At 58.8% G+C, this 13510-nt stretch carries 11 protein-coding genes; 5 read left to right on the forward strand and 6 right to left on the reverse strand.

All coding sequences use genetic code 11. The features are described 5' to 3' along the window. Positions 1-8: 8 nt before the first annotated feature. Genes CU102_RS07795 through CU102_RS07810 form a run of 4 tightly spaced genes read right to left on the reverse strand, consistent with a single transcriptional unit; the run spans position 9 to position 3423 of the window. Positions 9-1172 carry an acyl-CoA dehydrogenase family protein gene (locus CU102_RS07795; RefSeq protein WP_106710552.1) on the reverse strand — a complete coding sequence of 388 codons (1164 nt, stop codon included), beginning with the start codon at positions 1170-1172 and terminating at the stop codon, positions 9-11. Positions 1173-1174: 2 nt separating this feature from the next. Beyond that, on the reverse strand, positions 1175-1402 hold the full coding sequence (locus tag CU102_RS07800; RefSeq protein ID WP_106710553.1) for a hypothetical protein: 228 nt from the start codon (positions 1400-1402) through the stop codon (positions 1175-1177). A 45-nt stretch (positions 1403-1447) separates the two neighbouring features. Continuing rightward, positions 1448-2512: a carnitine 3-dehydrogenase gene (locus CU102_RS07805; protein WP_106710554.1), complete on the reverse strand. Its 1065-nt coding sequence runs from the start codon at positions 2510-2512 to the stop codon at positions 1448-1450. 5 nt (positions 2513-2517) lie between these two features. After that, on the reverse strand, positions 2518-3423 hold the full coding sequence (locus CU102_RS07810; RefSeq protein WP_106710555.1) for a beta-keto acid cleavage family enzyme: 906 nt from the start codon (positions 3421-3423) through the stop codon (positions 2518-2520). Positions 3424-3499: 76 nt separating this feature from the next. On the opposite strand from CU102_RS07810, the gene CU102_RS07815 reads away from it, so the two are divergent. Further along, on the forward strand, positions 3500-4483 hold the full coding sequence (locus tag CU102_RS07815) for a GlxA family transcriptional regulator (protein ID WP_425351531.1): 984 nt from the start codon (positions 3500-3502) through the stop codon (positions 4481-4483). Between the two features lie 84 nt (positions 4484-4567). After that, positions 4568-5059 (forward strand): thioesterase family protein, encoded by a 492-nt coding sequence (locus CU102_RS07820; RefSeq protein ID WP_106710557.1) that lies wholly within the window; start codon positions 4568-4570, stop codon positions 5057-5059. Here CU102_RS07820 and CU102_RS07825 read toward each other — a convergent pair. Continuing rightward, on the reverse strand, positions 5046-5954 hold the full coding sequence (locus tag CU102_RS07825; RefSeq protein ID WP_106710558.1) for a LysR substrate-binding domain-containing protein: 909 nt from the start codon (positions 5952-5954) through the stop codon (positions 5046-5048). The two genes, CU102_RS07820 and CU102_RS07825, sit on opposite strands and share 14 nt — an antisense overlap. A gap of 152 nt (positions 5955-6106) precedes the next feature. Here CU102_RS07825 and CU102_RS07830 point away from each other — a divergent pair, with 152 nt between their 5' ends. Genes CU102_RS07830 through CU102_RS07840 form a run of 3 tightly spaced genes read left to right on the forward strand, consistent with a single transcriptional unit; the run spans position 6107 to position 12260 of the window. After that, positions 6107-7339, forward strand: coding sequence for an aromatic ring-hydroxylating oxygenase subunit alpha (locus CU102_RS07830; RefSeq protein ID WP_106710777.1), 1233 nt, complete (start codon positions 6107-6109; stop codon positions 7337-7339). A gap of 32 nt (positions 7340-7371) precedes the next feature. Continuing rightward, positions 7372-9819, forward strand: a complete 2448-nt coding sequence (locus CU102_RS07835) for a GcvT family protein (RefSeq protein ID WP_106710559.1) — start codon at positions 7372-7374, stop codon at positions 9817-9819. Next, positions 9816-12260, forward strand: coding sequence for a GcvT family protein (locus CU102_RS07840; protein WP_106710560.1), 2445 nt, complete (start codon positions 9816-9818; stop codon positions 12258-12260). The genes CU102_RS07835 and CU102_RS07840 overlap by 4 nt, the downstream gene beginning before the upstream one ends. Positions 12261-12291: 31 nt before the next feature. On the opposite strand, the gene rocD is transcribed toward CU102_RS07840, so the two are convergent. Next, on the reverse strand, positions 12292-13500 hold the full coding sequence (rocD, locus tag CU102_RS07845) for an ornithine--oxo-acid transaminase (protein ID WP_106710778.1): 1209 nt from the start codon (positions 13498-13500) through the stop codon (positions 12292-12294). Positions 13501-13510: the final 10 nt, after the last annotated feature.

The raw sequence follows: 13510 nt of genomic DNA on the forward strand, positions 1-13510 counted from the left end.
ATGCTCCGTTACGCGCCATGCGGGCGGAGCAGGGCACGCGAAATGATGTGCCGTTGGATTTCAGATGTGCCTTCCCAGATGCGCTCGACACGTGCGTCGCGCCAGATGCGCTCGAGCGGCAGGTCGTCCATCAGACCCATGCCGCCATGAATCTGGATTGCCTCGTCGGCGACAAAGGCCAGCATTTCGGTTGCCTTGAGCTTGGCCATCGCCATGTCCTGATCCGTGACTGTGCCCTGATCGAACTTCCAGCCAGCTTCGAAGGTGAGCAGGTCAGCGGCTTTCAGCTCCGTCGCCATATCGGCGAGTTTGAAGGAAACGCCCTGGAACTTGCCGATCTGCTGGCCGAATTGCTGGCGCTGTGCTGCGTATTCAATGGCGTGGCCAAGGGCCCGTTCGGCGCGGCCGAGACACGTCGCTGCGACCTGAAGGCGGGTCGCGCCGAGCCAGGTATTGGCGACCTCGAAGCCCTTGTGAACGTCGCCGAGGATCTGTTCCTGCGGTAGGCGGCAATCGTCGAATTCGATGATTGCATTGGTGTAGCCGCGATGCGAAACGTTGCGATAACCTTCACGGATGGTCATGCCGGGATGACCCTTGTCGACGAAAAACGCTGTGATTTTCTTTTTGTTGCCGCGTGGCGTTTCTTCTTCACCAGAGGCAACGAACAGAATGACGAAATCCGCTTCGACGGCGTGGCTGATGAAGTGCTTGGTGCCGTTGACGACCCAGTCGCCGCCTTTCTCGACGGCGGTCGCCTTCATGCCGCGCAGGTCGGAACCGGCTCCCGGCTCTGTCATGGCGAGGCAATCCGACTTTTCGCCGCGAATACAGGGGAACAGGTACTTTTCCTTCTGCGCGTCGGTGCCGGCGAGCAGAATGTTGGAAGGACGTCCGACGCAGGTCCAGTGCAGCGCATAATTGGCGCGGCCGAGTTCCTTTTCGTAGAGCAGCCACGTCACGGTATCGAGACCGGCACCACCGACCTCCTCCGGCATGTTGGCGGCATAGAGCCCGGCCTCGATCGCCTTTTGCTTCAGCTCGTCAGCAAGCTCCTTGCGCAGGACGCCGGTGCGCTCGACCTCCGCCTCGTGTGGATAGAGTTCGTTTTCGACAAAGGCGCGCGTCGTATCGACGATCAGCCTTTGCTCCTCCGAAAGACCGAAATCCATGGTTAGAGCCTTTCCCGGCCATATTGGCCGTATTCTATTTCTCGGCTGACGAGACAATCCACGCGGAAGGTGGCGAGGTCGATGTGGTTCATCGGCCGAAGCCGCCTGACAAAGTGGTTGGCCGACAGCCGGAAACCCGAAGGGACGGGGCCTGTTGCGCCAATATCGGCGCCAAGCCTCTCGCCCGCACGCAGAGTGCGGGTCTTCGTGTCTTTGCTTGATCTTGTCACAACATGCCTCCGTCAGAATAGGTCAATATGGCCGGTAAAGGCTCTTTAGCCCTTCTTTTTCTTGGGCTTGCCGGCTTTTGCCTTTTCAGCCGCTTTGGAGGTGGCGGGCTTATGCGCCAACTTTGACAGCCGCTTGGTGTAGTCGTTGTGAAGTGCGCCTGCACCCCAGCCCTTGCCCTTGTTCTGCTTGGAGAGGGCTTCCATGATTGCGACGAGATTATCGTCGCGGATGCGCTCAAGCTCGCGGATCGACAGGCCATGCGCCTGTTCGTCGGACTGGTTGGCAATCTTGTCGACCAGCTCCTCATCAAGTTCCGGCACGTCCATCAGTTTGGTCCACGGCCATGACAGGCAGGGACCGAACTGCGCGATGAAGTGGCGCATTCCGGCTTCACCACCAGCAACGCGGTAGACCTGGAACATCCCCATCTGCGCCCAGCGAATGCCGAACGAATAGCGGATGATGTCGTCGAGCTCTTCGACCGTCGTGATGTCGTCCTTGATCAGCCACAGGGATTCGCGCCAGACGGCTTCAAGCAGGCGGTCGCCGACGAATGCTTCGATTTCCTTGCGGATGACCACCGGCTTCATGCCGATCGAGGTATAGAGTTCTCGGGCTTTCTCGACGGCTTCAGGCGAAGTCTGCTTGCCGCCGACGATCTCAACCAGCGGGAGCAGATAGACAGGATTATAAGGATGGCCGACCACCAGCCTTTCCGGATGCTTCATCGCAGTCTGCATTTCCGAGGGAAGAATGCCCGAAGTCGAAGAACCGACGATCGCATCGACCGCCGCATGTTTGTCGATTTCAGCCAGCACCTTGTGCTTCAGGTCGATCCGTTCCGGCACGCTTTCCTGAATGAGGTCGGCACCGGCAACGGCGGCTTCAATGGTCTTGGCGAATGTCAGCTTGCCTTCCTTCGGCAAGCCACCCGGCACCATGGTCTTATAGGCGCGGCGTGAATTCTTCATCACCTCGCTGACCTTGCGCTCGGCCTCCGGATCCGGATCGAAGATCGACACGTCAATGCCATTGAGAAGGAGGCGGGCTACCCAGCCCGCACCGATAACACCGCCGCCGATTGCCGCGGCCTTGCGAATACCTGCCATAATTCTTACCAGCCCTTTGTCAACTTCATGCGCTCGCGGACTTCGTTCGGTCCGAGAATGCGAGCGCCCATGCCTTCCGCAACCTTTACGGCGCGTTCGACCAAGGGGCCATTGGTGGCAAGAACGCCCTTGTCGAGCCAGATAGTGTCTTCAAGGCCAACGCGGATATTGCCGCCAGCCAGCATCGCCATCGCCGCATAGGGCATCTGGTTGCGGCCGATGGAGAAGGCCGAGAAGGTCCAGTTCGACGGGAGATTATTCGTCAACGCCAGCAGCGTGTTGATGTCATCCGGTGCACCCCACGGAATACCCATGCAAAGCTGCACCATTACCGGATCTTCGAGCAATTTCTGGTCGTAGAGCCACTTGGCCAGAAGCAGGTGACCCGTGTCGAAGATTTCAACTTCCGGCCGAACGCCAAGCGCCTTGATTTGCGCCGCCATGGCTTTGAGCATGGCCGGCGTATTGGTCATGACGTAGTCGCCTTCGCCGAAATTCATCGTGCCGCAATCGAGCGTGCAGATTTCCGGGCGCAGCTTTGCCACATGTTCAAGGCGTTCCGTGGCGCCGGCCATATCGGTGCCATTTGGCGAGGGTGGCATTGGCTGCTCGACGCTGCCGAGCGTAAGGTCGCCGCCCATGCCTGCAGTGAGGTTCAGGACCATGTCGACGCCTGACGCCTTGATGTGCTCGACGACCTCCGCATAGAGCGCGACATCGCGCGAACCCTTGCCGGTCTTGGGGTCACGCACGTGAATATGCGCGATCGCTGCGCCAGCATTGGCCGCAGCAATGCATTCATCGGCGATCTGGCGCGGGGTGACCGGAACTTTGTCGGAACGACCTGTGGTATCGCCGGCACCGGTTACGGCGCAGGTGATGAATACTTCGCGATTGGGGGTGAGTCCCATAGCTGTGCTCCCATATTTTTGTTGCGATGATCATGCCCCGATTGCCAAGCGATGCTTTGCAATATACGAATAGGAATTGATGAATAGCGAAACATCGCCACTCTTTTTGCCAAGTTCCAAACCGCTGCATGTGACCGTTCTGGTTTTCAGCGGCGCCTCGCTCATGTGCGTGGCTTCAACAATCGACCCGATGCGTGCTGCGAATCGGGTGTCAGGTGCAAATCTGTTCAACTGGCGCATCGTATCACTGGATGGCGAACCGACAATGACTACGTGTGGTCTGCCGATTGCTGTATCCGGTTCATTTGATACGTTAGAAAAAGGCGATATTTTATTGGTTGTTGGTGGTTTTGGTACATCCGACATTGCGCGCACCACCTTCACGGCCAATCTGCGACGCGCTGTGCACAACTACCAGATGATTGGCGGCATCGAGGCCGGTTCCTGGCTGCTCGGTCGGGCAGGCTTGCTTTCAGGACGCAAGGCGACAACACATTGGGAGGATATGGAGGAGTTTACAGCCGAGTTTCCCGATGCGGATATTCAGCCAGACCGCTACGTCATCGATGGGCCGGTTTTCACGAGCGGTGGCGCCTCGCCAACCTTCGATCTCATGCTGCATCTGATCCGCTCGCGCTACGGCATGTCTGTCGCACTCGATGTCGCGAGCGTGTTCATCTATGATGGGGCACATGCCTCGAACGACGCGCAGCCGCTGGTTTCGTTGGGACGGCTCGACGATGTGCATCCGAAGCTTGCGGGCGCCATTCGCCTGATGGAACGCCATATCGAACAGCCGTTGACCATCGGCGCCATTGCCAAGCGCACTGGCCTGAGCGCCCGAAGTCTTGAGAAGATCTTTGCCAAAGCTGTCGGCGAGGGGCCGGGCCGGTACTACCTTCGGCTACGGCTGAAAGTTGCGCGGCGGTTGATTACCGATACGAAATCGCCGCTGGCGGATATCGCCGCGCGCACGGGTTTTTCATCGGCATCGGCATTCACCAGAACCTTCCGTAATTTCGAAGGCAAGCCGCCAAGTGCTTTCCGGTCTGTTCATTGAGCGTCGCTTTTGACAAAGCAGCCGTATGGACTTCATGTTTCAACCCACGATCGAATAGTTGCGCCATCCAGTCAGGAGCCCAGAATGTCAACCGAAAATTTGCAAGGTCAACTGTACCGGTCCGCGCCGATTGCCATGGAGAAGGAGTGGATTGACTATAACGGCCACCTGAACATGGCGTATTACAACGTGGTTTTCGACCGGGGCGGCGATGAGTTCCTTGCCGAATTGGGCTTCGGACCAAAATATGCCGCCGAACGCAAGCTGACGATTTACACCGCCGAAGTGCATATCTGCTACGTGCAGGAAATTCATCTCGACCATATCGTGACGGTTACCAGCCAGTTGATCGATTTCGATGCAAAACGTCTGCACACTTATAATGAGATCGTGCACCAGGATGGCTGGGTGGCGGCGACCGCAGAGGTAATGTCGCTGCATGTGGATATGAACGGCCCAAAGGTCGTGCCGTTTCCCGATGATATCTTGCCGACGCTCGAATTCTACAAGAACGCCCATTCCAAGCTGCCACTGCCTGCACGTGTTGGCCGCTCGATCGGGATCAAGCGGAAGTAGTTCCGCCAAACTGTTCGACCAGCCAGCGCTCGAATTGGCGGATGCGGGTTTCGCCGACGCGCTCCTTGCGGCAAATCATATACCAGGCGCCGGGCTGCGGTACTTTCAGCGGGAACGGGGCGACAAGCCGCCCAGCCTTGATGTCGTCAGCCACCAGAAAGTCCGGTGCGACGGCGAGGCCCTGACCATCCAGAGCTGATTGAAGGGCGGCGAGATAAGTGTCGAACTTCAGTGTCACGGCCTGCGCGGTATCGGCGATGCCTGCCGCCTCCAGCCACGTGCCCCAATCCTCGGGGGAAGTATAAAGCGCGAGGCGCGGCACCTTGCCCAGAGCTTGGGCGCCCGCGTCGCCTTCGATCCGCGCAGCCACTTCCGGACTGCAGACCGGGCGCATTTCCGCCTTGACCAGGAGACGATAGTGCAGGTTCATCCGCTCCGGCCGCGTGGTATGGATGATGCCGATATCCGAACTATCAATGTTGAGCTCCCAATCGAGCTGGCTGGTGCCGATGCGGATGGCAAGGTTGGGATTGACCTTGCGAAAATCCGTCAGGCGCGGGATCAGCCAGCGGATGGCGAAGGTGGCATAGGTTTCGAGTGCAAGGTCGTCGGTCGTGCCGATCCGATTGATCAGTGCGGTGCCACGAGCGATCTTTTCAAAGGCGTCGCGCATATAGGGATAGTAAAGCGTTCCTGCATCAGTCAGCGACACGCCGCGCGGCAGGCGTTCGAACAGCTTGACGCCGAGGATGGCTTCAAGCTCGGCAATGCGGTGGCTGATGGCGGATTGCGTAACGCCAAGTTCCTCTCCAGCAAGCCGGAAACTCAACAATCGGGCGGATGCTTCGAAGGCCCGCAGCGAACCGAGCGGCGGAATGCGAGGCTTCGACATCATGGCCTGGAAACCCTGCAATTGGATGCTTGAGAATAATTCATGTCTTTATGAGTAACGGTCGCTTGAATGCTGCGCAATGCGGAATCATTCTAATCTGCGACGCGGTCAAAAATAACAAGCGTCCGGGAACCACGGTTTTTTTGGAGAATGACATGGGTGCAGAGCAGGCATTGGCGGAAATTGCACCGTCCCTGGACAAGATCGATCGCATGATTGCCGAGCATCGCCCCGGCCACGGCCTTGTTCGAGCGTTCTACATGGATCCAGACGTCTATGCGCGTGACATGGAGCGAGTGTTCCGGCGCCATTGGCACTGCATTGGTCACGCCAGCATCATCCCCAATGCCGGAGATTTCGAGCTTTTCAAGATCGACACAGAAACAGTGATCGTTTCACGCACCGAAGACGGGTCGATCCATGCCTTTTTGAATGTCTGCCGCCATCGCGGTGCCGAGGTCTGCACCAAGCAGAAGGGAAATGCGCGTTTCTTCGTCTGTCCCTATCATGCCTGGACATACAGCAATGATGGTAGTTTGCGTGCGGCGCGGCTGATGCCGAAGGACTTCGACCGCAGCGCCCATGGCTTGAAGAAGCTGCATGTAAGGGTGGCCGAGCGCCTTATCTTCATCTGCTTTGCCGACGAACCATTGGATTTTTCCATTATCGAGCAGTCACTGCGTACAACTTGCGGTCAGTATGGCTGGGCGGACGCCAAGGTCGCGCACCGCGAAACCTATCCTGTCGAAGCCAACTGGAAGCTGGCAGTCGAAAACTACGTGGAATGCTACCATTGCGGCCCGGCCCACCCTGAGTACTCGCAGACGCATGCACTGGAGCAGCCTGCCGAGAAGATCGTTGAGCTGAACGCCCGCATGGAACAGCGCACCTGTGCGCTCGGCATCGACATCGCCACCGGCGATCACTGGCAGAGCTCGGCGCACGGCCAGGAAACAATTCATACGTTCCGCTATGCGCTCTATGACGGCGTTTCCAGTGGCAGCGAAGATGGTTCGCCGGTCGGGCCGCTGATGGGGCGCTTCTCGGAGTTCGATGGCGGTGTTACTTCCATCCATCTTGGCGGCACAAGCTTCCTCGTGTGCTATCCAGACCATGGCATGATCTATCGGTTCATTCCGAAGAGCGTCGATACATGCGAGATGGAACTGATCTGGCTGGTGCGCGGCGATGCCGAACAGGGCAAGGTTTACGACCTCGAAAAGCTCACCTGGCTATGGAAGGTCACAACCGCCGAAGACAAGACGATTATCGAGCATACGGCGCGCGGCGTTCGTTCGCACTATTTCGTGCCGGGACCGATTGCGCCGATGGAATACAATGAACTGCGGTACATCCAGTGGTACCTTGATGAAATCGCACGGCCGTAATTCGAATAGCATGAGACCACAGGGGAGTTTGTATGTCTGATTTTCCAACGTCGGCGCGCGTCGTCATCATCGGTGGCGGGGCGGTCGGCGTTTCGTCGCTTTATCATCTCGCCAAAGCGGGGTGGACCGATTGCGTGCTGCTTGAAAAAAACGAGCTGACATCGGGATCCACATGGCATGCAGCGGGCAATGTGCCGACGTTTTCCGCGTCTTGGTCAGTGATGAACATGCAGCGCTATTCGGCAGAGCTCTATCGCGGGCTGGCCGCCGAAGTCGATTATCCCATGAACTACCATGTCACCGGATCGCTGCGGCTGGCGCATACCAAGGAGCGGATGCGCGAATTCCAGCGGGTGAAGAGCATGGGCCGCTATCAGGGCATGGATATCGACGTGCTGGGGGTCGATGAAATCAACGGGCGCTATCCGTTTATTGCGACGCATGAGCTGGAAGGCGCGCTCTACGATCCCAACGATGGCGATATCGATCCGGCACAGTTGACGCAGGCGCTGGCCAAGGGCGCACGTGATCTGGGCGCCAGGATCATGCGCTTTTGCCCTGTTACGGGTGCGAGGCGTGAAAATGACGAGTGGGTCATCTCGACGCCTCAAGGCGAGATTCGCTGCGAATACGTGGTCAACGCTGCAGGTTATCGCGCGCAGGAAATCGGCAGGATGTTCGGCCGGGACGTGCCGATGATGGTGATGAGCCATCAATATCTGCTGTTCGACGAAATTCCCGAGATCGCTGCCTGGTCGCGCGAGCATGGCCAGAAGCTGCCGCTGCTGCGCGACGTGGACTCCTCCTATTATCTGCGGCAGGAAAAGAACGGCATGAATCTCGGCCCCTATGAGCGCAATTGCCGGGCGCATTGGGCGACTTCCGACGATCCGATGCCTGAGGATTTCTCGTTCCAGCTTTTCCCCGACGATCTGGAGCGGCTCGAATGGTATCTGAACGATGCCATCGCACGGGTTCCGATCCTTGGCACGGCGGGCCTGTCGAAGATCATCAACGGTCCGATCCCTTACGCACCGGATGGTAATCCGCTGATTGGCCCGATGCCGGGCGTTCCAAACGCGTTCGAAGCCTGTGTCTTTACCTTCGGTATTGCGCAGGCCGGCGGGGCGGGCAAGGTCCTCGCCGAATGGGTGACGGAGGGCGCGACGGAGTGGGATATGTGGTCGTGCGATCCGCGCCGGTTTACCGCTTTCACCGATCCTGACTATTGCGTCGCCAAGGGCGTTGAAGTCTACGGACACGAATATGCCATCCATTTCCCGCGCCACACATGGCCGGCGGGACGCAACAAGAAGCTGTCGCCTATTCATGACCGCATCGCCAAGCTCGGTGCGCAATTTGGCGCCTATAATGGCTGGGAGCGGGCCAACTGGTACGCGCAACCGGGCGATGACACGTCCGAGGAATCCACACAGACATTCCTGCGCGACGGACCCTGGCAGCAGCGTATTCGCGAGGAATGCCATGCGGTTCGCGATGCGGTCGGCATTCTCGACTTGCCCGGGTTCTCACGCTTCAAGGTAAGCGGCGAGGGCGCGCGCGAATGGCTGTCGACGTTGATTACGGGCATCGTGCCGAAGCCCGGACGTATCGGCCTTGGCTACTTCTCCGATGACAAGGGCCGCGTCGTCACAGAAATGTCCATTATGGCAATCGACGAGGACGTGTTCTTTCTGATCACCGCCGGTGTTGCCGAATGGCATGATCGCTACTGGCTGCTGAACCATTTGCCGAACGGCAGTGCTATCGCGATCAGCAATGTGACGGAGGACTTCTCCTGCCAGATCGTGACCGGGCCGAAGGCGCGCGATCTGTTCCGCGATATCTGCGATGCCGATCTGGAAAAATCCTGGCTGTCGCATCAGACGACGCAGATTGCTGGGCGTTATTGCCAATTGGTACGGGTATCGTTTGCCGGCGAACTCGGCTGGGAAGTCCACACCAAGGTGGCCGATACGGCGGCGATTTTCGAAGCGGTATGGGAGGCGGGGCAGAAATACGGGATCAAGCCCTTCGGCATGTTCGCTCTCGATTCGCTGCGCCTGGAAAAGGGTTACCGCGCGTGGAAGGGAGACCTATCAACCGATTACACGCCGCTGCAAAGCGGGCTCGAACGCTTCATCAAGTGGGAAAAGCCGGAATTCCTTGGCAAGGCGGCGCTCGAAAGCGAAAAGCAGCAGGGCGTGAAGAAACGCTTCGTGACGCTGACTGTCGATGCGGGCGATTGCGACGCGCCCTACATGTCGACGCTCTGGCACGACGGCAATATCGTCGGTGAGACGACGTCGGGCGGTTGGGGCCACCGCATCGACAAATCCATCGCGCTCGGCATGCTGAAGACAGAACTCACTGAACCCGGCACCGAAGTCGAGGTGGAAATCTTCGGCCAGCGCTTCAAGGCAACGGTTCATCCCGACCAACCGCTGTGGGACCCCAAGAACGAAAGAATTCGCGCATGAGCTCCCTACCGGCAAAGGCCCGGGCCGTCATCATTGGTGGCGGCATCTCCGGCTGTTCCGTCGCCTATCATCTTGCCAAGCTCGGCTGGACCGACATCGTTTTGCTTGAGCGCAAACAGCTGACATCTGGCACGACATGGCATGCGGCGGGACTGATCGGCCAGTTGCGCGCCTCGCAGAACATGACGCGGCTCGCCAAATATTCAGCGGACCTCTACGTCAAGCTCGAGGCCGAGACCGAAGTCGCTACAGGCATGCGTCAGGTGGGCTCGATCACCGTCGCACTGACCGAGGAACGCAAGCACGAGATCTACCGTCAGGCGTCGTTAGCGCGAGCATTCGATGTCGATGTGCGCGAGATTTCTCCGCGCGAAGTCAAGGAGATGTATCCGCATCTTAATATCGAGGATGTGGCTGGTGCGGTGCATCTGCCCCTAGACGGGCAGTGCGATCCGGCCAATATCGCCATGGCTCTTGCCAAGGGTGCGCGCCAGCGCGGCGCGAAGATCATCGAGAACGTCAAGGTCACCGAGGTTCTCAAGAAGATTGGCCATGTGACTGGAGTCACCTGGGCGCAAGGTGAAGAACGAGGCACGATCGAGACCGATGTCGTGATCAACTGCGCCGGGATGTGGGCGCGCGATCTGGCGGGAACGTCGGGTGTGACCGTGCCACTGCATGCTTGTGAGCACTTCTATCTCATCACCGAGGCTATCGAGGGGCTCGGGCGTCTGCCGGTGCTGCGCGTTCCCGATGAATGCGCCTACTACAAGGAAGATGCCGGCAAGATGATGCTCGGCGCTTTCGAACCGGTGGCGAAGCCATGGGGAATGAATGGCATTTCCGAGGATTTCTGTTTCGACCAGTTGCAGGAAGACTTCGAGCATTTCGAGCCGATCCTTGAAATGGGCGTCAACCGCATGCCGATGCTCGGCACGGCCGGTATCCATACATTCTTCAATGGTCCCGAAAGCTTCACCCCCGACGACCGCTACTACCTCGGCGAAGCGCCGGAACTTGGCGGCTACTGGGTTGCGGCGGGGTATAATTCAATCGGCATTGTTTCCTCCGGCGGCGCCGGGATGGCCCTTGCGCAATGGATAAACGATGGCGAAGCGCCTTTCGACCTGTGGGAGGTGGATATTCGCCGGGCGCAACCGTTCCAGAAGAACCGGCGCTACCTGAAGGAGCGGGTCTCGGAGACGCTCGGGCTGCTCTACGCCGATCATTTCCCGTACCGGCAAATGGCGACGTCGCGCAATGTCCGGCGCTCGCCCATCCACGAGCACCTGAAGGCGCGGGGCGCTGTCTTCGGTGAGGTCGCGGGATGGGAGCGCGCCAACTGGTTTGCCAAAGAGGGTCAGGAGCGCGAATACCGTTATTCGTGGAAGCGGCAGAACTGGTTCGAAAACCAGCGCGACGAACACCTTGCCGTGCGCAACAATGTCGGCCTGTTCGATATGACCTCATTCGGCAAAATCCGCATTGAGGGTCGTGACGCGCTGGCTTTCCTGCAGCGGCTTTGTGCCAATCAACTCGATGTCGAGCCGGGCCGTATTGTCTACACGCAGATGCTCAACAATCGGGGCGGGATCGAGAGCGACCTGACGATCACGCAGCTGTCGGACACAGTGTTTTTCGCTGTGGTGCCCGGCGCGACGCTGCAGCGCGACCTTGCCTGGATGCGCAAGCACCTCAAGGACGAGTTCGTGGTCATTACGGATGTAACTGCTGCGGAGTCCGTGCTTTGCCTGATGGGGCCGAAATCACGCGAACTGATCCAGAAGATCAGCCCGAATGACTTCTCGAACGAGGCAAATCCGTTTGGCACGGCACGCGAGATCGAAATCGGCATGGGATTAGCGCGAGCGCACCGCGTGACCTATGTCGGCGAACTCGGCTGGGAGCTTTATGTCTCGACGGATCAGACGGCACATGTGTTTGAGGCAATTGAAGACGCCGGCAGGGACCTTGGCTTGAAACTGTGCGGCCTGCACACGCTGGACTCCTGCCGTATCGAGAAAGCGTTCAGGCATTTCGGCCATGACATCACCGATGAAGATCACGTGCTGGAGGCAGGGCTTGGTTTTGCCGTGAAGGCAGACAAGGGTGATTTCATCGGCCGCGATGCTGTACTGAGGAAGAAGGACACCGGGCTCGATCGCCGTCTCGTGCAATTCCGCCTGACTGATCCCGAGCCGCTGCTGTTTCACAATGAGGCGATTGTCCGCGACGGCAAGATCGTCGGGACGATCACATCCGGCAATTACGGGCATCATCTCGGCGGCGCGATCGGGCTGGGCTATGTGCCAAGCAAGGGTGAAAGTGCCGAACAGGTGTTGGCTTCCGATTATGAGATCGAGATAGCCGGCGTGCGCGTGAAAGCCGAGGCCTCACTGCGGCCGATGTACGATCCAAGGGCCGAGCGGGTGAGGATGTAGAACTGGCCGGGTTACCGGCCAGCTTTCCAACTCAATTCATGCTGGTGAGCACCGTATTGAACTGCTCCAGCGCCCAATCGACCTGATCGCGCTTGATGACGAGTGGCGGGGCGATGCGGATCGTATCGCCATGGGTGTCCTTGGCGAGAATGCCGCGCGCCTTGAGTTCATAGCAGAAACGGTTGGCGCCGCCGGCTTCCGGGTGGAGCTCGACCGCGATCATCAAGCCGCGGCCGCGTACCTCGCGCACAATATTGCTGCGAATACCCTTCAGCTGCTGCAAGAAGTACTCGCCTTCGATACGGGAATTCTCGATCATGTTTTCTTCGGTGAGCACACGAAGTGCGGCCCGGGCAATGGCGCAGGCGAGCGGATTTCCACCAAAGGTGCTGCCGTGCTGTCCGGGCTTGAGCACGCCGAGAACATCGCTGTTGGAAAGCACCGCCGATACTGGATAGAAGCCGCCAGAAAGCGCTTTGCCGATCAGCGTCACGTCGGCCTCAATGCCCTCGTGTTCTTCGGCCAGGAGAGCACCGGTGCGGCCAAGTCCGGTCTGAATCTCATCGAGGATGAGGGTCACGTTGTTCTGCGTGCAAAGTTCGCGCACCTTCGAGAAATATCCGTTGGGTGGGATAATCACACCCGCTTCGCCCTGGATCGGTTCAACCAGGAAGCCGACCGTGTTGGGCGTGAGGGCCGCCGCAAATGCATCAATGTCGCCGAAGGGGACAATCCTGAAGCCGGGTGCAAATGGCCCGAAGTTTTCGCGAGCGGTAGGGTCAGTGCTGAAGCCGACGATCCCCATCGTGCGACCATGGAAGTTATTCGAGCAAACGATGATTTCGGCGGCATTTGCGGGTACGCCTTTGACCTCGTAGCCCCACTTGCGGACGGCCTTGATAGCGGTTTCGACGGCTTCGGCACCACTGTTCATCGGCAGGATTTTGTGCGAACCGGTGAGAGCGGCTAGCTCTTCATAGAACAGGGCCAGCTGGTCATTGCGGAAGGCGCGGGAGGTCAGGGTCAGCTTACTGGCCTGTTCGGTCATCGCCTTCAGGATTTTCGGGTGGCAATGGCCCTGGTTGACGGCTGAATAGGCGGACAGGCAATCGAGATAGCGATTGCCGTCGATGTCCCAGACGTGCACGCCTTCACCTCGCTCCAGCACCACATCCAGAGGCTTGTAGTTGTGCGCCCCGAGGCGGGATTCTGTTGAGATCAGGTCAGCGGCAGTGTGCAGCAAAGTATCC

Source organism: Phyllobacterium brassicacearum, from assembly GCF_003010955.1.
Lineage (GTDB): Bacteria > Pseudomonadota > Alphaproteobacteria > Rhizobiales > Rhizobiaceae > Phyllobacterium > Phyllobacterium brassicacearum.